The 19667-nt window shown below is 74.7% G+C and carries 23 protein-coding genes; 16 read left to right on the forward strand and 7 right to left on the reverse strand.

Features of this window, described 5'->3' with window-relative positions:
* The 9 genes from FB00_RS19605 to FB00_RS19640 all read left to right on the forward strand — a co-directional run.
* Nucleotides 1–869: pseudouridine synthase (locus FB00_RS19605; protein ID WP_331386757.1), on the forward strand; the 869-nt coding region annotated here is incomplete at its 5' end.
* Between the two features lie 76 nt (nucleotides 870–945).
* Entirely contained in the window at nucleotides 946–1308 is a 363-nt protein-coding gene (aroH, locus tag FB00_RS19610; RefSeq protein ID WP_047234608.1) for a chorismate mutase, read from the forward strand.
* Entirely contained in the window at nucleotides 1305–2066 is a 762-nt protein-coding gene (gene cmk, locus FB00_RS19615; RefSeq protein ID WP_047234609.1) for a (d)CMP kinase, read from the forward strand. Before aroH ends, cmk begins: the two co-directional genes overlap by 4 nt.
* Complete coding sequence (locus tag FB00_RS19620) at nucleotides 2063–2635, forward strand: lysophospholipid acyltransferase family protein (RefSeq protein ID WP_231581952.1); 573 nt, start codon at nucleotides 2063–2065, stop codon at nucleotides 2633–2635. Before cmk ends, FB00_RS19620 begins: the two co-directional genes overlap by 4 nt.
* The gene (locus tag FB00_RS22925; protein ID WP_231581953.1) at nucleotides 2632–2772 is read left to right on the forward strand and encodes a hypothetical protein; all 141 of its coding nucleotides are present in this window, start codon (nucleotides 2632–2634) and stop codon (nucleotides 2770–2772) included. Before FB00_RS19620 ends, FB00_RS22925 begins: the two co-directional genes overlap by 4 nt.
* Nucleotides 2769–3737 carry an EamA family transporter gene (locus FB00_RS19625; protein WP_231581954.1) on the forward strand — a complete coding sequence of 323 codons (969 nt, stop codon included), beginning with the start codon at nucleotides 2769–2771 and terminating at the stop codon, nucleotides 3735–3737. Before FB00_RS22925 ends, FB00_RS19625 begins: the two co-directional genes overlap by 4 nt.
* 78 nt (nucleotides 3738–3815) lie before the next feature.
* Nucleotides 3816–4187 carry an iron chaperone gene (locus tag FB00_RS19630; RefSeq protein WP_047234610.1) on the forward strand — a complete coding sequence of 124 codons (372 nt, stop codon included), beginning with the start codon at nucleotides 3816–3818 and terminating at the stop codon, nucleotides 4185–4187.
* 83 nt (nucleotides 4188–4270) lie between these two features.
* On the forward strand, nucleotides 4271–5815 hold the full coding sequence (gene der / locus FB00_RS19635; RefSeq protein WP_047234611.1) for a ribosome biogenesis GTPase Der: 1545 nt from the start codon (nucleotides 4271–4273) through the stop codon (nucleotides 5813–5815).
* Entirely contained in the window at nucleotides 5812–6879 is a 1068-nt protein-coding gene (locus FB00_RS19640; RefSeq protein ID WP_052877808.1) for a hypothetical protein, read from the forward strand. The genes der and FB00_RS19640 overlap by 4 nt, the downstream gene beginning before the upstream one ends.
* Nucleotides 6880–6906: 27 nt before the next feature.
* On the opposite strand, the gene FB00_RS19645 is transcribed toward FB00_RS19640, so the two are convergent.
* The 3 genes from FB00_RS19645 to FB00_RS19655 form a co-directional block, all read right to left on the reverse strand.
* Entirely contained in the window at nucleotides 6907–7389 is a 483-nt protein-coding gene (locus FB00_RS19645; protein ID WP_197088866.1) for a hypothetical protein, read from the reverse strand.
* 111 nt (nucleotides 7390–7500) lie between these two features.
* Nucleotides 7501–8067, reverse strand: coding sequence for an NADPH-dependent FMN reductase (locus FB00_RS19650; protein ID WP_047234612.1), 567 nt, complete (start codon nucleotides 8065–8067; stop codon nucleotides 7501–7503).
* Entirely contained in the window at nucleotides 8064–8699 is a 636-nt protein-coding gene (locus FB00_RS19655) for a YczE/YyaS/YitT family protein (protein WP_047234613.1), read from the reverse strand. The genes FB00_RS19650 and FB00_RS19655 overlap by 4 nt, the downstream gene beginning before the upstream one ends.
* Before the next feature lie 58 nt (nucleotides 8700–8757).
* Between FB00_RS19655 and FB00_RS19660 the strand changes: the two genes are divergently transcribed.
* Nucleotides 8758–9228: a MarR family winged helix-turn-helix transcriptional regulator gene (locus tag FB00_RS19660; RefSeq protein ID WP_047234614.1), complete on the forward strand. Its 471-nt coding sequence runs from the start codon at nucleotides 8758–8760 to the stop codon at nucleotides 9226–9228.
* Nucleotides 9229–9237: 9 nt separating this feature from the next.
* Nucleotides 9238–9666: a hypothetical protein gene (locus FB00_RS19665; protein ID WP_047234615.1), complete on the forward strand. Its 429-nt coding sequence runs from the start codon at nucleotides 9238–9240 to the stop codon at nucleotides 9664–9666.
* 120 nt (nucleotides 9667–9786) lie between these two features.
* Here the strand turns inward: FB00_RS19665 and FB00_RS19670 are convergent, their stop codons facing one another.
* The 3 genes from FB00_RS19670 to FB00_RS19680 all read right to left on the reverse strand — a co-directional run bounded on the left by FB00_RS19670 (nucleotide 9787) and on the right by FB00_RS19680 (nucleotide 14183).
* Complete coding sequence (locus FB00_RS19670) at nucleotides 9787–11637, reverse strand: amidase family protein (protein ID WP_231581955.1); 1851 nt, start codon at nucleotides 11635–11637, stop codon at nucleotides 9787–9789.
* A 71-nt stretch (nucleotides 11638–11708) separates the two neighbouring features.
* Nucleotides 11709–12455: a cohesin domain-containing protein gene (locus FB00_RS19675; protein WP_047234617.1), complete on the reverse strand. Its 747-nt coding sequence runs from the start codon at nucleotides 12453–12455 to the stop codon at nucleotides 11709–11711.
* Between the two features lie 210 nt (nucleotides 12456–12665).
* The gene (locus FB00_RS19680) at nucleotides 12666–14183 is read right to left on the reverse strand and encodes an MFS transporter (protein WP_082141538.1); all 1518 of its coding nucleotides are present in this window, start codon (nucleotides 14181–14183) and stop codon (nucleotides 12666–12668) included.
* A 191-nt stretch (nucleotides 14184–14374) separates the two neighbouring features.
* Here FB00_RS19680 and FB00_RS19685 point away from each other — a divergent pair, with 191 nt between their 5' ends.
* From FB00_RS19685 to FB00_RS19700, 4 genes are all read left to right on the forward strand, one after another.
* Nucleotides 14375–15211 (forward strand): alpha/beta fold hydrolase, encoded by an 837-nt coding sequence (locus FB00_RS19685; protein ID WP_047234619.1) that lies wholly within the window; start codon nucleotides 14375–14377, stop codon nucleotides 15209–15211.
* 38 nt (nucleotides 15212–15249) lie between these two features.
* Nucleotides 15250–16341, forward strand: coding sequence for a DNA glycosylase AlkZ-like family protein (locus FB00_RS19690; RefSeq protein ID WP_047234620.1), 1092 nt, complete (start codon nucleotides 15250–15252; stop codon nucleotides 16339–16341).
* A gap of 32 nt (nucleotides 16342–16373) precedes the next feature.
* Nucleotides 16374–16916, forward strand: a complete 543-nt coding sequence (locus FB00_RS19695) for a putative immunity protein (protein ID WP_052877810.1) — start codon at nucleotides 16374–16376, stop codon at nucleotides 16914–16916.
* Nucleotides 16917–16997: 81 nt separating this feature from the next.
* Entirely contained in the window at nucleotides 16998–17780 is a 783-nt protein-coding gene (locus FB00_RS19700; RefSeq protein ID WP_047234626.1) for a DUF899 family protein, read from the forward strand.
* Nucleotides 17781–17796: 16 nt separating this feature from the next.
* On the opposite strand, the gene FB00_RS19705 is transcribed toward FB00_RS19700, so the two are convergent.
* Nucleotides 17797–18984: a Fic family protein gene (locus FB00_RS19705; protein ID WP_231581956.1), complete on the reverse strand. Its 1188-nt coding sequence runs from the start codon at nucleotides 18982–18984 to the stop codon at nucleotides 17797–17799.
* A gap of 184 nt (nucleotides 18985–19168) precedes the next feature.
* On the opposite strand from FB00_RS19705, the gene FB00_RS19710 reads away from it, so the two are divergent.
* Nucleotides 19169–19667, forward strand: a 499-nt coding sequence (locus tag FB00_RS19710; RefSeq protein ID WP_047234628.1) for a GntR family transcriptional regulator, incomplete at its 3' end; no start/stop codon positions are given.

Below are 19667 nucleotides of genomic sequence, written 5' to 3' on the forward strand. Positions count from 1 at the left end.
CCGGGGGCCGCGGCGCGAGCGCCGGCCGGGCTGGCCAGGGCGCGGGGCGCGGCACCACGCCGTCGCGCGGCGGGCAGCAGGCCGGTCGGCCGCGCCGCCCGGGGCGCGGGCAGCCCACGGAGCCGCAGCGTGACGTGCACGTCGAGGACGGCGTGCGCCTCCAGAAGGTGCTCGCGTCGGCGGGGCTCGGCTCGCGCCGGGCGTGCGAGGAGCTCATCACCCAGGGGCGGGTCGAGGTCGACGGCGTCCGTGTGAGCGAGCTGGGCGTACGGATCGACCCGGAGCGCGCCGTCGTGCACGTGGACGGGATGCGGCTCCAGCTCGACTCGTCGCGCGTGACGCTCGCCCTCAACAAGCCGCGCGGCGTCGTCTCGACGATGCACGACCCCGACGGTCGCCCGTCCATCGCCGAGCTCGTCGCGGACCGCTCCGAGCGACTCTTCCACGTCGGGCGGCTCGACGCGGACAGCGAGGGCCTGCTCCTGCTGACCAACGACGGCGAGCTCGCGAACCACCTCGCGCACCCGTCGCACGAGGTCGCCAAGACCTACCTCGTCACGGTGCGGGGCAAGGTGCCGGGCAACGTCGCCAACAAGTTCCTGCACGGCATCGAGCTCGAGGACGGGGTCGTGCGTGCCGACGCGTACCGGGTCGTCAACCAGGTCGCGGACCAGACGATGATCGAGGTCGTGCTGCACTCGGGGCGCAACCGCGTCGTGCGGCGCATGTTCGAGGAGGTCGGCTTCCCCGTGACGCGCCTCGTGCGCACACGCATCGGCCCCATCGCGCTCGGCAACCTGCGCCCGGGGACGACGCGCGTCCTCGGCCGGACCGAGCTCGGCAGCCTCATGGCGGGCGTCGGGCTCTAGGCGCGCCCGCAGTCCGCACCACCACCCCGACGGACCGCCGTGAGGCGGGCCGTCCCACACTGAAGGAGCACCACCCATGCCGGTCCGGGCGATCCGGGGCGCGACCCAGCTCGACGTCGACGAGCGCGAGCACCTCTTCGAGCGCACGCGCGAGCTCGTCCAGGAGGTGCTCGACGCGAACGCCGTCGACACCGACGCGCTCATCTCGATCCTCTTCACGTGCACGCCCGACCTCGTCGCCGACTTCCCGGCGGCCGCGGCGCGCGAGATGGGGCTCGGCGACGTGCCGCTCATGTGCGCGACGGAGATCGCGGTACCGCACGCGCTCCCGCGCGTCGTACGCCTCATGGCGCACGCCGACCTCGACGTCGAGCGGTCCGCCGTCCAGCACGTGTACCTGCACGGTGCCACGTCGCTGCGCAAGGACCTGGCCCAGTGAGCGCGGGGGAGGGGGGCACCGCGAGCACGACGGGCGCCGCGCTGACCATCGCGATCGACGGACCCTCGGGGTCCGGCAAGTCGAGCGTGTCCAAGGGCGTGGCTCGTCGGCTCGGGCTCGCGTACCTCGACACGGGCGCCATGTACCGCGCGGCGACCTGGTGGTGCCTGCACCGCGGCGAGGACCTCGCCGACCAGACGGCGGTCGCGCACGCGGTGCGCGTCATGCCGCTGGTCATGGGGCTGGACCCCTCCGGGCCGACGGTGCACGTGGACGGCACCGACGTGGGCGAGGCGATCCGCTCCACGGAGATCTCCACGGCCGTGAGCGCGGTCGCGACCAACCTCGACGTCCGCGCGGAGCTGCGGCGCCTCCAGCGCGCGGTGATCGAGGCCGAGCGCACGCCGTCCGGGTTCGCCGGGGGTCGTGGCGTCGTGGCCGAGGGCCGGGACATCACGACGGTCGTCGCGCCGGACGCGGACGCGCGCGTCCTGCTCACCGCGAGCGAGGAGGCTCGCCTGGCGCGCCGCTCGCTCGACGTGCACGGCACGGCCGACGCAGCCGCCGTCGAGGCGACGAAGGACCAGGTGCTGCGCCGGGACCGCGACGACGCGACCGTCTCGCAGTTCCAGGTCGCGGCGGACGGGGTCGTGACGGTCGACTCCTCCGAGCTCGACCTCGAGCAGACGATCGACGCGGTGCTCGCCGTCGTCGAGCAGGTCACCGGGCGGGTGGTCGGCCCGCGCCACGGCTCGTGAGCCCGACGGCGGGGCCTGCGGGGGAACGGGTTCCCTCGCCCGCCGGTCCGGCGTGGTCCCGGTGGGTCGGCCGCTTCCTCGCGCGGGTCGTCTGGTCGACCCAGGTCCTCGGCTCGGAGAACGTGCCGACCGAGGGCCCCGTCGTGCTCGCGGCGAACCACACGGGCGTGGTCGACGGGCCGATCGTGCTCGGCGTCGCCCCCCGCCCGTTGCACGTCCTCGTCAAGGAGGAGATGTTCGTCGGGCCGGTCGGGTGGGTCCTGCGCGCGGCGGGCCAGATCCCCGTCGACCGCAGCGGCGGGCGGCGCGCGCTCGCGACCGGGCTCGGCGTGCTGCGCCGGGACGGCGCGGTCGGTGTGTTCCCGGAGGGCAACCGCGGGCGCGGCGACGCGACGTCGGCGCGCGCGGGGGTCGCGTGGCTCGCGCTCAACGGCAAGGCCCGCGTCGTGCCGGTGGCCGTGCTCGGCACGCGCCGCACGGGGGAGGCGTCAACCGGATCCCGGGACTGCGTCGCCGGCTGGTCGTCCGGTTCGGCGAGCCGTTCGCCGTCGAGCGGGCGCCCGGCGTGAGCGGCAAGCAGGCGCTCGAGGACGCGAACGAGCGCATCCGCACCGCCCTCGCGGACCTCGTCGCGGACACCGTCGCCACGACGGGCGTGGCCCTGCCCACGGACGACCCGAACCGGGAGCGGCGGGCGGCGCCGTGACCGCGTCGCCGGAGGGGCGCCTCGACGGGCCGGCGGGACCCACGACGGCGCACGTCGTGGGCGATCGCCCGGGCACGGGCATCCTCGTCGGTCTCGCGTCCGCGCTCGCGTTCGGCGCGAGCGGCCCGTTCGTCAAGCCGCTGCTCGAGGCCGGATGGACGCCGGGAGCGGCCGTCTTCGCGCGGGCGCTGTGCTCGGCGCTCGTCCTCGCCCCGGTCGCGGCGGTCGCGCTGCGGGGCAGCCACCGGATGCTGCGCGAGGAGTGGCGCCTCGTCCTCGGGTTCGGCCTGGTCGCGGTCGCCGGGACGCAGCTCTGCTACTTCGCGGCCGTCGCGCGCATGCCCGTCGGCATCGCGCTGCTCGTCGAGTACCTCGCACCCGTGCTGCTCGTCGGGCTCGCGTGGCTGCGCACGCGGCACGTCCCGCCGCGGCTCACGCTCGCGGGCTGCGTCGTGGCGGTCGTGGGGCTCGTGCTCGTCGTGGACCCCGCCGGGGCGCGCCCCGACCTGATCGGCCTCCTCTTCGCGCTCGGCGCGGCCGTGGGCCTGGGGGCGTACTTCGTGCTGTCCGCGCGCCCGACCCGCCTGCCGCCCGTCGCACTCGCGGCGTCCGGGCTGGGCGTCGGGGCGCTCGCCCTGGGCGCGGCCGGCCTCGTGGGCGTCCTGCCGTTCGCCGCGCCGTTCGTCGACGTCGCGCTGCTCGGCTCGTCCGCGCCCTGGTACGTGCCGCTCGCCGTCGTCGTGCTCGTGGCGACGGCGTTCGCGTACGTCTCCGGCGTGGCCGCGACCGTGCGCATGGGCGAGCGCCTCGCGTCGTTCGTCGGGCTGTCCGAGGTGCTGTTCGCCGTCGTCATCGCCTGGCTCCTCCTCGGCGAGGTGCCGACCCTGGTGCAGGCCGCGGGTGGCGTCCTCGTCGTCGCCGGCGTGGTGCTCGTGCGCCTCGCGGGGTCGCCCGCCGCGCGGTAGGTTCACGCGTAGCCGGCCAGGAGGCCGTGCCGTCGCGAGGTCGCGGACGCCGACCAGCACGTGCGGAGGAGAGAGCGGATGACGGACGCTCCGGGCAAGCCCACGACCGTCGACGAGTACCTCGCGACGCTCGCCCCGGACGCGCGCGAGGTCGTCGCGCACCTGCGCGCCCTCGTGCACGAGACGGTGCCGGGCCTGGACGAACGCATCAGCTACGGGATCCCGACCTTCACGCGCGACGACCGCTACGTCGTCTACCTCGCGGGGTGGGCGCACCACGTGTCGCTGTACCCCGTCCCGGAGGTCGACGACGAGCTCGCGCGCCGCATCGCGCGCTACCAGGACGGCAAGGGCACGCTGCGGTTCCCGCTCGCCGAGCCCGTGCCCGACGACGTCGTGCGCGCCGTCGTCGAGCGCCTGGCCGCGCGGCGGGACGGCGCCGCAGGCTGAACAGGACCGCTCGGGGAGCACGAGCGCGCCGCGCCGGAGCGGCCGGTTCGGAGCCCGGCCCGCGGCCTGGGAGAATGGATGCCATGACCACACCCGACCCCGCCCAGCCCGGCACGCCCGGACAGATCGACGACGCCGGGCAGGCCGAGGAGCCCCAGGCGCCCGCGGACCTTGCGGACCTCGCGGACTCGGCGGACGACGCGGCGCGTGAGCGCGCGCTGCGCGCCGGCCTCGAGGACTACGAGCTCGAGGACACCGACCTCGTCCTCCTCGACGCCGACGGCGAGGTGATCGAGGGCTACGAGCCCGAGGCGCCGCTCCCCGTGCTCGCCGTGGTGGGGCGCCCCAACGTCGGCAAGTCGACGCTCGTCAACCGCATCATCGGGCGCCGCGAGGCCGTCGTCGAGGACAAGCCCGGCGTCACCCGCGACCGCGTCAGCTACCCCGCGGAGTGGGCCGGGCGCCGGTTCACGCTCGTGGACACCGGCGGCTGGGAGGTCGACGTCGCGGGCATCGAGTCGAAGGTCGCCGAGCAGGCCGAGGTCGCGATCTCGCTCGCCGACGCCGTGCTGTTCGTCGTCGACGCGACGGTGGGCGCCACGTCCACGGACGAGCGCGTCGTGCGCCTGCTGCGCGAGTCCGGCAAGCCCGTGGTGCTGTGCGCCAACAAGGTCGACGGTCAGTCGGGCGAGGCGGACGCGGCGTACCTGTGGAGCCTCGGGCTCGGCGAGCCGTACCCCGTGTCCGCGCTGCACGGCCGCGGGACCGGCGACCTGCTCGACGCCGCCATGGCGGCCCTGCCGACCGAGTCCGCGCACGGCGAGGTGCGGCCCACGGGCCCGCGTCGCGTCGCGCTCATCGGGCGGCCGAACGTCGGCAAGTCGTCGCTGCTCAACAAGATCGCCGGCGCCGACCGCGTCGTCGTGGACGAGACCGCCGGCACCACGCGCGACCCCGTCGACGAGCTCGTGACGATCAAGGACGTGCCCTACGTCCTCGTCGACACCGCAGGCATCCGCCGCCGCGTGCACCAGACCAAGGGCGCCGACTTCTACGCTTCCCTGCGCACGCAGGCCGCGATCGAGAAGGCGGAGCTCGCGGTCGTGCTCGTCGACGCGTCCGTCCCGCTCACCGAGCAGGACACGCGCGTCATCTCCCAGGTCGTCGACGCCGGCCGCGCCCTCGTCATCGCCTACAACAAGTGGGACCTCATGGACGAGGACCGCCGGCCGTTCCTCGAGCGCGAGATCGAGAAGGACCTGGTCCAGGTGCAGTGGGCGCCGCGCGTCAACGTCTCCGCGCGCACCGGCTGGCACACCGACCGGCTCGTGCCCGCGATCCAGCGCTCGCTCGAGTCCTGGGACACGCGCATCCCGACCGGGCGCCTCAACGCGTTCCTCGGCGAGCTCGTCGCCGCCCACCCGCACCCGCTGCGCGGCGGCAAGCAGCCGCGCATCCTCTTCGCGACCCAGGCGTCCACGCGGCCGCCGCGGTTCGTGATCTTCGCGACCGGATTCCTCGAGGCCGGGTACCGCCGGTTCATCGAGCGCCGCCTGCGCGAGACGTTCGGGTTCGAGGGCACGCCCATCGAGATCAGCGTGCGCGTGCGGGAGAAGCGCAAGCGGTGAGCGACGGCGCGGCGCACGTCCCCGCGGGGGTGACCCGGCGGGGACGTGCGCTGCGCCTGGGCGTCGCGCGCGACACCGCCGCGACGCGCCATCTCGTGACGTTCCTCGTCGTGACCGTCGCGACCGTGCTCGTGACGCGCTTCCTGCTCGCCGCGTCGGGGTACCCGCAGGTGGGCGGGGGAGACCTGCACGTCGCGCACGTGCTCTGGGGCGGGCTCGGGATGGCGCTCGCGGTCGTCGTGCTGCTGTCGTTCGTCGGCCCCGCGCTGCGCTCGCTCGGGGCGGTGCTCGGCGGCGTGGGGTTCGGGCTGTTCGTGGACGAGATCGGCAAGTTCGTCACGGCCGACAACGACTACTTCTACCAGCCGACGGCGGCGCTCATCTACGCGACGGTCGTGGTCCTCGTGCTCGTGGTCGAGGCGCTGCACGGGCGGCGCCGCCACCACCCGGCGGAGTACCTGGCGGTCGCGACCGACCGGGCGGTCGCGGGCGTCGCGGGCGGGTTCACCGACGACGCGCGCGAGGAGACCCGGGCGCTCGTCGCGCTTGGCCGGGGCGAGCCCGGGGCGGACGAGGTCGCGGCGCTCGTCGAGGCCGTGCCGCGCGACGACGTCGACCTGCCCGACCCGGTCCGCGCGCTCGTGCGCCGCGCGTCGTCCTGGTTCGCGGCGGCGCTCGAGCGGCGCTGGGCGGCGATCGTGGTCGTGGTCCTCGTGGTGGGGACCGCGCTCGGGTCGCTGCTCGCGGGCGTCCGCGTGCTCACCGGGGACATCGACGTGCCGCCGTGGGTCGGGGCGGGGATCGTCGTCGGGGTGGCGGGGACGGTCGCGTGCGTCGTGGCGGGCGTGGTCGTGGCGCGGGGCGGACGGCCCGACGCCCGGCGCGCCGGCGCCGTCTGGGTCCGGCGCGGGGTGCTCGTCTCCCTGCTCCTCACCCAGCTCCTGGTGTTCCGGGCGCTCCAGTGGGTCGGCGTCGCCGGGCTGGCGGTCGACCTGCTCGTGCTGGCCGCGCTCGGCGCCGCCCTCGGCGGGGACGACGAGCGCCGGGGTGCGGGTCGCCGCTGACCGACCCGGCCGCGACGCGGCGACCTCTCAGGTGTCGTACTCCCCGGTGTCCCAGGGTGCGTAGAACGCCATGTAGTCGCCGGGCTCGGCGGTGTACACGGTGACGCCGTCGTAGTCACCGCGGACGAGGCCGAAGGTGCGGCCGTCGTGCTCCACCTCGAACGGTGCGAGGGCGACGGGCCCGTTCTCGTGGTCCCCGAGGGTGGCGAGGAGCGACGTCGTCGCACGGTCGTGCTCCTCCGCGCTCTCGTCGACGTCACGGATCGTCGCGTCGAGCAGCGCGCCGTCGGCGTCGAACGTGTAGAGCGCGACCCAGGTCGGCCCGCCCGGCTCGAACGGCGTCGTGAGGAAGAACTGCCGGCCGTCGGTCGTGCGACCGACGTGCGCGCCCTGCCAGGGGTCGGGGTAGAGGTGGATCGTCGACGGCGTGCCGTCGTCCGCGACGGTCACGGGCGGGAGGTCCCAGTCGTGCTCTGGACCCTCCGGCTCGCCGAAGGTGACACCAACCACGCCGCACCCCGAGAGCACGAGGGCCCCGAGGGTGGCCACCAGGGACGCGCGTCGCGACGGTCGGTTCACCGGGGGAGCGTACCGCCCGGCAACGCCGCCCCGTGCTCCTCCTCAGGCGACCGCGGCACGATCCTGTCGCAGGAGTGTGGCAAGACGGCGGACCTCGTCGAGCGTCCGCGCGGCGGCCCGCGCGAGCGTGCCGTCGTCCTGGAGCTGACCGTCGTCGTCGAGCCAGCGGCGCAGGTGGATCGTGACGGCGTTCGCGACGGGGACCATGCCGAGCGCGACGACGACCGGAGTGATCGCCTCGACCGCGCGCATCCCGCCCGACGACATCCCGTAGGACACGAAGCCCACCGGCTTGTCGCGCCACTCGTCCGCGAGGTAGTCCAACGCGTTCTTCAGCGGGGCGGTGTAGCCCCGGTTGTACTCGGGCATGACGAGCACGACGGCGTCTGCGGAGTCCACGCGCCGGCTCCACGCGAGCGTATGAGCGTGAACGTAGCCGCCGGAGTGCGCGTCGACGGGCTCGTCGAGGAACGGCAGGGCGATCTCGGCGAGGTCCGCGACGTCGACGTCGAGGTCCGGGTCGGTGGGCACCTGCGCGAGGAACCAGTCGGCCACGGCGGGACCGACGCGGGTCGGGCGGGTGCTGGCGACGACGACGAGCAGCTTCACGAGAGGTCTCCTGCGGGGTGGGTGGGGGCGGAGTGGGGGCGTTCCGCGGGTCGCGGCGCTGGGACAGTGAACAGGGCGAGGAAGGGCTGAACGAGCGGCCCGACGGCGAGCGCGTAGACGACGGTCCCCACGCCGACCGTGCCGCCGAGCGCGAGACCGACGCCGAGGACGGCGAGCTCGATCCCGAGGCGCGACCAGCGCAGCGACCAGCCGCGGGCGGCGAGGCCGGTCATCAGGCCGTCTCGGGGTCCGGGTCCGTACCCGGCGCCGATGTAGAGGCCGGTGGCCGCGGCGTTGACGACGACGCCCGCGACGAGCAGCAGGATGCGCCAGGGGAGCGGCTCGACCGTCGGGAGGACGGCGAGGGTGAGGTCGACGAACACGCCGACGAGCACGACGTTCGCGACGGTCCCGAGGCCCGGGCGCTGACGCAGCGGGATCCAGAGCACGAGCACGACGACGCTGGCCAGGATCACGACGACGCCCAGCGGCAGGCCGGTAGCGCGGGCGACGCCCTGGTGCAGCACGTCCCAGGGGAACAGCCCGAGCCCGGCGCGCACGAGGAGCGCGATGCTCGCGCCGAAGAGGGCCAGCCCGAGGATCAGCTGGACGAGGCGACGTGTCGTTGACATGTCATCGATACAAGCACGGGGCTCGATGACATGTCAACGAGTGTGCGATGCTGGCCCCATGCCCGACGTTGCCGAGCCTCGATGGCTCTCGCCCGACGAGGAGCGCGCGTGGCGCGCCTACCGCCGCATGCAGACCGTGCTGCCCGTCGCGCTCGCGCGCGACCTGGCCCGGGACTCCGGGCTGTCCGACCCTGACTACGACGTCCTCTCGACCCTGTCCGAGCAGGCCGGGCACCGGTGGCAGCTTCGCGACCTCGCGGCACGCATGCTCTGGTCCCGGAGCCGGCTCTCGCACCACCTCGCGCGCATGGAGACCCGTGGGCTCGTGCGGCGGGAGGCGGACGCCGACGACGGGCGCAACGCCGTCGTCGTGCTCACCGACCACGGGTTCGCGACCCTCGAGCGCGCCGCGCCCGCGCACGTCGAGTCCGTGCGCCGCCACCTCGTCGACCTCGCCACGCCCGAGGAGCTCGCGGCGCTCGCCGCCCTCGCCGAGCGGGTCGTCGTGGAGGTGGGCGACCTCTCGTAGGGTCGGCGCATGATCACCCACGACGAGGTCATGGTGCGCTCGGCGGCGGCCGACGGCGCGTACCCGCTGCTCACTCTCGACGAGTTCTTCGACGGCAACGAGCAGGAGGAGTCCCTCGCCCCGAACCAGTGGGGGTTCGGCCGCCCGCCGTTGGGCGAGATCGTCGGCAGGCTGCGCGAGCTGGAGCGCGACGGCGCCGTGGCGTGGGTGCGGGTGCAGCTCCACGAGGAGACGTTCGAGGACTCCGTCGAGGACGTGCTCGCCGAGGGTATCGCGGTGTGCACCACGCTGGACGAGAGGGTCGTCGACGAGCGGCTCGACGCCGAGGAGCTGCAGTACGACGCCGCGTTCGCAGGGCTCGTGTATGACGAGGAGGCCTTCGCGGACGTCCCGGCCGTGCCCGACGGCTACCGGGTGCTGTCGATCGTCTGGGACTGACGGCCCGCCGGCACGGCCGCGCGTCCCGCGGTCGGCCGCACGCACGACGGCGGCCGGACCCACGAGGGGTCCGGCCGCCGTCGGGCCGTGGGGGCGTCCGGACGGACGCGGAGCGGATGCTCAGCCGAGCGGGCCGTAGAGCGCCGGGGAGGTCCGTGCGTGCGTCGCCTGCTCGAGCGCGAACGCGAGACCGAGGAGCGGGCCCTCCTCGAAGTCGCGGCCCAGGAGCTCGAGGTTGACGCCGCCGCCCGTGACGGTCGCGTCGGCCTCGGTCGCCTGCCCGATCGGCACCGTCACGGCGGGAAGGCCCGTGTTGGGGCTGAGCCGCAGGTTGGTGCCGATGGTCCCGTACGGGTTCGCGCTGGGGTAGACCAGCGCGTCGAGGTCGGCGTCGTCGAGCATCGCGGTGACGAGCTGCTTGCCCTCGGCGAGCACCTTCGTGTGCGTGCCCGCGGGGCCGGCCCACGCCTGGTACGTCTCGGGGGTGACGGCGTCGCGCGACACGTAGGTGCCACGCCGCGACGGGACGTACCGCCCGGACTCGACGATGCCGGCCAGGGACCGGGCCTCGACGTCGGGCGAGAGGTGGTTCGCGACGTACTCGTCCAGGTCGTGCTTGAACTCGTTCGTCGAGCCCGACCCCTCGTTGAGCACGCTCGCGAAGCCGTTCGGGAGGACCGGCGACCAGGTCGTGGGCGGCGTGACCTCGACGACGGTGGCGCCGAGCGACTCCAGCGTGGCTCGCGTCTGCGCCCAGAGGCGCAGGGTCGTGGTGTTGCTCCCCAGCATGGACGGGACGTAGCCGATGCGGGCGCCGTCGAGCGCGTCCGCGTCCAGGTACTGCGTGTACGAGGCGGGGACCGCTCCCTCCTGGCGCGACGTCACGCGGTCCGCAGGGTCGACGCCCACGACCGCGTCGAGCGCGACGGCCGCGTCCAGGACGGTGCGCGTCATGGGGCCGCCCGTGTCCTGGCTCAGCGCGAGCGGGATGATGCCGTCGCGGCTCGCGAGCCCGACCGTCGGCCGCACACCCACGAGCTGGTTGTACGACGACGGCACCCGGATCGAGCCGCCCGTGTCCGTGCCGAACCCGAGCCCTGCGAGGTTGGCGGCGATCGCCGCGCCCGTGCCGCCGCTCGACCCGCCGGCCGTGCGGCTCGTGACGTACGGGCTCGCGACGAGCGTGCTCGTCCCCGTGTCCTGGTACGCCGAGAACTCGGACACGAACCCGAACGCGAACTCGTCGAGGCTCGCCTTGGCCAGGATCACGGCGCCGTCGGCGCGCAGCCCGTCGACCATCGTCGCGTCGGTCGTGGTCCGGTTGCCGTCCCAGCAGCCGCAGCCGCCCGTGGTCGGCATGTCCTTCGTGTCGTAGTTGTCCTTGAGCGCGACCGGCACGCCGAGCAGCAAGCTCGTCATGCCGTCCGCGGCTCGTGCCGCGTCCGCGCGCGCCGCCGCCTCGAGCGCGACGTCGCTCGTCGTGATGATCGAGTGCAGGGGTCGCCCGCCCGCGCCCGTGTCGACGAGCGTCGTGTCGTAGGCCGCGATGCGGTCCAGGTACTCCTGGGTGATCGCGACCGACGACGTCACCCCGGCGTTCATCGCCGCCTGCATGTCGAGCACCGAGGCCTCGACGAGCTCGAACGGTCCGTCGTCGTAGATCATCCGCTGGGAGACGGCCGCGAGGTCCGCGACGGTGATCGTGCCGTCGCCGTCCGTGTCGGCCGCCGCGACGTCGTCCCACGCGGCGTCGTCGGCCGTCGCGCCGAGCGCCGCGGTGACGACGTCGAGGTCGGCGACGGTCACCTGGTCGTCGCCCGTGAGGTCGAGCTCGGTCCAGTACGGCGCGAGGAACGGCGCGGTGACGGGGGCCGCCGTCGCGGCGGGAGCCGCGGCGACGGCGAGCACGAGGCCGGTGACGCTGAGCGCGGCGAGCCCGCCCGCTGCGGCTCGCCGGTGGGTGGTGGGCACGGGCTGCTCCTTCATGGTGGTGGACCGTCGTGGCGCGCGGACGGCGGGTGCGACGGGTGTCGGGTCGTGGCTCATCGGGAGACCACCGCCCGGCGCCGCGCCCAGAGGATCCCGGCGCCCACCACGACGGCGAGCAGCGCGGCACCGGCGAGCCAGGCGACGCTCGCGCCCGTCGAGGCGAGCGCGCCCGAGCCGGTCGAGGTCGACGGCGAGTCGGACGCGTCGTCGGCCCCGGGGGCGGTCGTGCCGTCACCGGTCGGCGGCGCGGAGGTCGCGCCGTCCGTCGGGTCGCCCGTGGGCGGTGCCGTCACGACGGCGGTGACGGTCGTCGTGGCGGACGCGGCGTCGGTGAGCGACGCCGTCGTGCCGTCGGCACCGACGAGGGTGGCAGTGGGGACGGCGAACGGGGCGTCGCCCCCGGCCACGGCGGTGAACGTGAGGGTCGCGAGCGTGACGTCGCCCGCGAGCCCGGGGGACGTGCCGAGCCGCGTGTGCGTGACGGCGACGGTCCCGGACCCGTCGTCGGCCACGTCGGAGAACCCGCCGTCGGGCGTGACGGCGGAGTCCTCGACGAGCTCGACGAGGTCGGTGTCGTAGGAGACCGCCAGGTCGTAGGCGTAGAGGTCGACGGCTCCGGTCGCGGCGACGGTCACCGTGATCGGGGCGCCGACCTCGACGCTCGACGGCGCGTCGAGGGCCACGGCGGAGACGGACGGCGCGGCGTGCGCCGGGGCGGTGAGGGCGGTCGCGGCGACCGCCAGGCCGCCGACGAGCGCGGCGCGCCGGCCGAGCCGTCGGCGCGAGGGAGAGGGCGTCATGGAGGAGCTGGTCCTTCCTCGGGCGCGCGCCGACTGCGCGCGCGACCGTGGTGGTGGTGGAGCCCCCTGCCGGGAACGATGCTCACAAGAGCCTGTTTCCCGGGCGTTTCACGACGGTTAGCGCGAGCAACGAAGGGTGTCTCGGTCCGGTCACGGGCGCTCCGGGGCGGCTCGACCCGTGGTGCGCCGTCGTCGGGCGTCCGGGCGGGATCAGCCGAGGGCGGGGGGCGCGTCCTCGCGCAGCTCGGGATCGGGGATCCGCCGCATGCGCAGCGCGGCGACCACGCCGAGCAGGCCGGCGACGAGCGGGACGAGCAGCGCGACCTGGAGTGCCCGGGCCCGGACGTCGTCGTTGATGCGCAGGATCTCGTCCTGCACCTCGGGCGGCTCGTCGGCGAGCAGCTCGACGAGCTGGGCGTCGCTCATGATCTCGGCGTCGTCCTCGAGCACCGCCGCGACCTGTTGCTTGTCGTCCGGGGGCAGCACGGTGCTCGACTCGGCCTGCGCGGTGAAGCCCGTGGCGAGCGAGGCGAGCATCACCGCGCCGGCGACCGCGAGGCCGAGCGAGAGCCCGAACGACCCGGCGGCCGAGCTGACGCCCGCCGCCTCGCTCGCGCGCTCCTCGGGGACGGGTGAGAGCGTGTAGGCGTTGAGCTGCGACACGAGCAGGCCGAGCCCGGCGCCCGCGACCACGAGGGGGAGAGCCAGCCACCAGCCCGACGTCGCGCGCGGCACCACGAGGACGGCTGCCGCGATCCCGAGGACGAGCAGCGCGAACCCCGCGAGCACGCGGGTCGCCGGTCGACGTCGGCCGGGGCGCTTGCCCGCGACGAGCGCGGCGGCGAACATCGTCAGCGACAGCGGGGCGAGCGAGAGGCCGGCCAGCAGCGCGTCGTAGCCGAGCGCCATCTGGAGGAAGATCGGCAGCGCGATCATCGCGCCACCGAGCGCGACCTGTTGCAGGAGCTGCTGCGAGACGCCGATGCGGAACGCCGGGGAGCGGAACAGACCCGGATCGACGAGCGTCGTCCGGCCCGCGCGGGCGCGCCGCACGAGCCACGCCGCGAGACCCACCAGACCCGCAGCCCCGACGACCACGAACGCCCCGACGGCCTCGCCGCCCTCCTGCCACACGAGGACGCCGAGCACGATGCCGCCCATCCCCACGACCGACAGGATCGTCCCGACGACGTCCACCGTGCGGTCGCCGGTGTACGGGACGTCGCGCACGAGCCGCACGCCCAGGAGCACCACCACGATCACCACGGCCTCGAGCCCGAAGGCCACGCGCCACGACAGCGTCGTGGTGATGACGCCGCCGAGCAGCGGCCCGACGGCCGCCGCGATCGACGCCGCGGCCCCCACGAGCGCGTAGGCGGACTTGCGCGCGGCGCCGTCGAAGTTGCCGTGCACGAGCGACTGCATGGCAGGAAGCAGCAGCGCGGCGCCCAGGCCGCCGATGATCGACCAGAAGATCACGACCGCCACGAGGCTCTGCGCGAGCGTCATCGCGATCGCGCCCGCCCCGTAGGCGAGCAGGCCGACGACGTACGCCCGTCGCCGGCCGACGAGGTCGCCCACCTTGCTGCCCACGAGGATGAACGACGCGGACACGAGCGCCTCGAGCGCGATCGCCGTCTGGACGCCGCTCACGGTCGTGTCGAGGTCGCGCACGACCGCCGAGATCGACACGTTCATGAACGACGTGTCGACGACGAGGACGAACATCGCGGCCGCGAGGAGCAGCGCGAGGCGCCGGGCGGCCGCGGTCGGCCGGCCGGCGGTGTTCTCGGTGCTCTGCTCCACGTCGACCCCCGTCCGCCGTCCATGCTCACGGGCCGCGCGGCACCCGCGCCTCACCCGCCGAGGGTGCTCCCGCTGCCCGGGCGCCGCGGCGCGCGCTCTGCCACCATCGGCCTATGGCTGCTGACGGGTGGCGCTCGCGCCACGTCGACGTGGAGGGGCACGACGTGTTCGTGCGGATCGGTCCGGACGTGCCGGGCGCCGTCCCGATCGTCCACGTGCACGGCTTCGCGGTCTCCGGCACGTACCTCCTCCCGACTGCCGAACGCCTGGCCCACCGCGCGACCGCCGTCGTGCCGGACCTGCCCGGCTACGGGCGCAGCGAGCGGTGGGGGCACACCCTCGGGATCCCGTCGCTCGCCTGGGCGCTGCTCTCGCTCCTCGACGCGCTCGAGCTCGAACGGGTCATCCTCGTGGGCAACTCCATGGGAGGCCCCATCAGCCTCGAGGTCGCGCACGCCGCACCGGAGCGCGTCGCGGGCATCGTCCTCGCGTCCCCCGCCGGCGGCGTGCACAACCAGCCGTTCGCGCGCGCGCTTACCCAGCTCGCGCGCGACGCCGGTCGCGAGAGCCCGCGCATGGCCCGGATCGCGGTGCCCGACTACGCGCGCTTCGGCGCCGTCAACGCGCTGCACCTGTTCGCCGAGCTCGTCCGGTTCCCGTCGCTCGAGCGCGTGATCCGCGTCCCCGTGCCGACCCTGGCGGTCGTCGGCACGCGCGATCCCCTGATGCCGCCGCCACGGCGCGTGCACGAGGTCGGCACGCTCGCGCCCCCGCACGTGACGATCGTCGCGATCGACGGCGCCGCCCACGCGATGAACTTCAGCCACCCCGGAGAGCTCGCCCACGTCATCGAGTGCTGGCTCGACGGGCGCGAGATCACCGACGACCCCGACCAGCCGGGCGTCTCCCGCGTTCTCCAGATCGCCCAGGGCTCCGGTCCCGTCGTCTGACAGGCACGTCTGTTGGCGCCCCGGGCTAGCCTGCGGACGTGGCGATCACGTGGGCGCAGGCCCTCGCCTGGCGCGCGCGGCGGCACCTGCTCGACCCGGTCGGCGACGAACCGGTCGAGGGCGTCGTCGGGCGGCTGGGCGCCGTCCCGGCGGCCTCCGACGACGTGGCCGGGCTCGCGGTCCGCGTCCGGCAGCGCGCTGCCGAGGCGGGCGACGTCGGGCGGGCGCTCGCGGACGGGCGCCTCGTGCGCACCTACGCGTTCCGCGGGGCGACGCACCTCGTCACGCCCGAGGACGGCGGCGCGTACCTGGCGCTGCGCCGGGCGGGCCGCATGTGGGAGCGCGCGAGCTGGCGGGAGTACTACCGGCTCGAGCCCGAGGACTGGCCCGACCTGCGCGCCGTCGTGCGCGACGCCCTGGCGGACGGCCCGCTCACGCGGTCCGCGCTGGGCGACGCCGTTGCGGCGCACGCGCGGTTCGCCCACCTGCGACCGTCGTTCGGCGACGGGACGGACACGCTGCTCAAGCCGCTCACGTGGTTCGGCGACATGAGCTTCGCCCCCGCGCGCGACGGGCGCACGACGTTCCAGCGCCTCGACACCAACCCGCGCTGGGTCGACTGGCCCGACCTCGACGCCGCGGGCCGGCACGCGGTCCTCGCGTACCTCGGCACGTACGGCCCCGCGACGCCCGAGCACGTGCACTACTGGCTCGGGCAGGGCCTCGGCGCAGGGCGGACCCGGCTGAACCGATGGCTGGCGGAGCTGCGCGGCGACGCGCTCGTCGAGGTCGACGTCGAGGGCGACCGTGCGCTCGTGCTCCGCGAGCACGTCGACCAGCTCCTCGGCACGCGCGCGTCGGAGGCGGTTCGGCTCCTTCCCGCGCTCGACCAGTGGGTGCTCGGCCCCGGCACCGCGGACCGGCGCGTCGTGCCACCGGCGCACCGCGGCGTGGTGAGCCGCGGGGCGGCCGTCGTCACCGTGGGCGGGGTCGTCGCGGGGACGTGGGCGCTCGCGGGCGAGGAGGTGAGCGTCACGTGGTTCGACGCCGGTGGCGCGCAGGACGACGCGCTCGTCACGGCGGTCGGACGGCTGGGTAGTGTGCTCGGGCGGGACCTGCGCGCCGCGTGACGGAGCGTGCAGGGCGGCGGAGGGAGTGGCGGGTGGCGACGACCGGCGGGATCGAGCTGAGCACGGACGACCTGCGGGAGGTCACCGGGTACGCGGCCCGGTGCGCGGAGCCGGTGCTGGGGATCGTCGAGGCGGTGCGGCCGGACGACGTCCGCCCCCGCGGGGCGGTCGAGGCGGCGTGGGCCTTCGCTCGCGGCGGCGCGCGGGGGAAAGCCCTGCGGGACACCGCGTGGGCGGCGCTCCGGGCGGCCAAGGAGGCGGAGCAGCCAGCCGCCGCCGAGGCCGCGCGGGCCGCGATGGCGGCGGCCGGCGCCGCGTACCTGCACCCGATCGCCGACGCCCACCAGGTGAAGCACATCCTCGGCTCGGCGGCCCACGCGGCGCACGCCGCCCAGCTCGCCGCGGGCGGGGACGAGTCTGCCGCCGCCGCGCGACTCGCCGCGGCGCGGTCGTTCGCGACTCCCGCGCTCGTGGACGTGCTGCGCCGCTACCCGCCGGCGCCCGGCGGCGGTGGCCGGGTGGGCGAGCTGGTCCGCCTGCTGGACGCGTCGCTCCGGGACGGCGCGCGTCGATGAGTTCCGCCCGTGCGGCGGGTCGTTGCGGATGACCTCGTCGGGCGGCGTGCGCCGGTCGGCACCGACAACGCGGAGGACACCATGACGCCCACGCCCAGCAGCCCCGCCGCCACCCTGCCCGGACGACCGCCCGTCGTCGACCTCGCGACCTGGCAGGCCGCCCGGGACGAGCTCCTTGTGCGAGAGAAGGCGCACACCCACGAGGGCGACGCCATCGCGGCGGCGCGCCGCCGGCTGCCCATGGTGGAGATCGACGGGTCGGTCGAGGTCGTCGGCCCGGACGGCCCGGTGCCGTTCCTCGACCTGTTCGAGGGCCGGGACGAGCTCGTGGTCTACCAGCACATGTGGCACGACGGCGCCCCGCACCAGGGGCAGTGCGAGGGCTGCACCTGGACGGCGTGGGGCCTGCGGGACGCCGTCTACCTCAACGCGCGCGGCGTCTCGTTCGCGATCCTCACCGTCGGGCGGTGGGAGGAGGTCGCGCCCTACGTGGACTTCATGGGCTACACGCAGCCCTGGTACTCGGTGCGCGGGCTCGATGCGCCGATCGGCGGCGAGATGGGCTACGTGAGCTGCTTCTTGCGCGACGGCGACCGCGTGTTCCTCACCTACCGCGCGACGGGCCGCGGCAACGAGCCGACCAGCCCGCACTTCGCCCTGCTCGACATGACGCCCTACGGCCGCCTGGAGGCGTGGGAGGACTCCCCCGACGACTGGCCCGAGGGCAAGGGCGTGTGCTGGTACTGGCGTGCGGACGCCGACGGCGTAGCGGGCTGGGGCCCGACCACCCGACCCGTGCCGCAGTGGACCCGTCCCGGCGTGACGCCGGAGGAGACCCTGGGCCGGAGCGGGCACCACCATTGAGACGTACCAGGATCGCTCAGCGACGCCGGATGCCCTGCGCGAAGACGTCGAGGACGGCGAGGATCCCGTCGTGCTGCCAGACGCGGTTGCGCCGGAGCCCGCTGCGCTCCCGGAGGACCCCTGAGTCGGAGAGCTGGCTCAGCGCTCGCTGGGCGGTGACGTCGCTGAACCCGAGGTGGTTGCGGAGGAACGCCGCGTTGACCACCGGGTGCGCCACGAGGTGCGGCACGACCTTCCAGGCGGAGGCCTGGGGGCGGAGACCTGCGAGCCGTTCGCGCGCTGCAGCCACCTGGGCTGCCAGGTCGTCGACAAGGCGCGCCCCAGCAGTCGCGGCGAACCGGCTCGCGCGGGAGAGCTGCTCCACGATCGGCCAGGCGTCGCCGGCGCGGAATGCGGTGAGCGCGTCGAAGTAGGCGTCGGTGTCGATCAGGAGGCCTGCGGAGAACGGGGCGATGGTGTTCCGCGTGAGGCCCTTGGAGCGGAGCATGGCGTGCACGAGGGCTCGGCCGGTACGACCGTTGCCGTCCGTGAACGGGTGGATCGTCTCGAGCTGCGCGTGGGCGACGGCGGTCTGCACGAGGACCGGGAGATCTTCCCGACGGACGAAGGCCAGGAGGTCGGCCATCGCGGCGGGGACGAGCTCCGGCTGGGGCCCGACGTGGGTCGCACCCCTCGGGCTGATGCTCGAGGAACCGACCCAGACCAGAGAGCGTCGGTATCGCCCCGCGTGGCCCTCCCATCCGGGCTGTCCGACGAGGAGCTCGCGGTGCATCGTGAGGATCGAGTCCTCGTCGAGCTTGTCGGCGAGGTCGAGCGCGGCCTGCATGGCCCGGACGTTGGCGACGACGGTGCGCGCGTTGGCGCTCGTCGTCTGGTCGATCTCGGCCAGTGCGAGCTGCTTGGCCCCGACCGTCAGGTTCTCGATCTGCGACGAGGAGGCGGACTCGGTGCGGAGCAGGATCGAGGACATCTGACCGAGGGCGGGATGGTCGGGACCCAGCGTGGCGCTGGCGTACGAGTCGAACCGGGCGAGCGCGGCCGCTGCCTCCTCGGCGTCAGCGGACTGCTGCGGTGAGAGCGCGGGGGCGTAGTCCGCGATGATGGCCGGTACGGTCGACTCATAGGCTCCTGAGCCTGCCGCCACCTGCGCGCGCGTCGAGAGCCCGTCGCTCTCAGCCACCCAGTAGTGGCCCTCGCGAGCCACGGGTGTGATGGCGAGCCTTCCATCTGTGTCCACGGCACCACCTTACTTACAGTTACGTCGAAACTGTAAGTAAGAAGTAGTCTGCACCGTCACGTGAGGGTCGCGGATCGGGTGTGGCGAGGCCCACGCTTTTCGGACACCGGTGATGTCGATGTCGCGCACCAGATAGATGCATCATGTATCTATGCCTCGAACGACCAGCGGTTCTGCCACCGAGCAGGCATATCGGCACGTGAAGTCCCTCGTCCTCGACGGGAGCCTGCCCGGTGGGTCCATGACGAGCGAGGGGGAGATCTCGGAGCAGCTCGGCGTGAGCCGCACGCCCGTGCGTGAGGCGTTCCTGCGCCTGGAGGCCGAGGGGCTGCTGCGGCTCTACCCGAAACGAGGCGCGCTCGTCGTGCCCGTCGCGCCGGGCGAGGCGGACGACGTCCTCGACGCGCGCCTGCTCGTCGAGACGCACGCGGCGCAGAGCGTCGTGCGCCTGCCCGACACCGAGCTCGCCACGCTCGTCGCCCTCCTGCGCGACCTCGTCACCGCCCAGGAGGCCGCGGTCGCGGACGGCGACGTCGCGGAGTACGCGACGCTCGACGCGCGGTTCCACCAGGAGATCGTCGCGGCCGGCGGCAACGCGCTGCTGACGACGTTCTCCGTGAGCCTGCGCGAGCGTCAGCGGCGCATGGTCG

Origin of the sequence: Cellulosimicrobium funkei (genome assembly GCF_001019615.1) — a bacterium.
Classification (GTDB): domain Bacteria; phylum Actinomycetota; class Actinomycetes; order Actinomycetales; family Cellulomonadaceae; genus Cellulosimicrobium; species Cellulosimicrobium cellulans_E.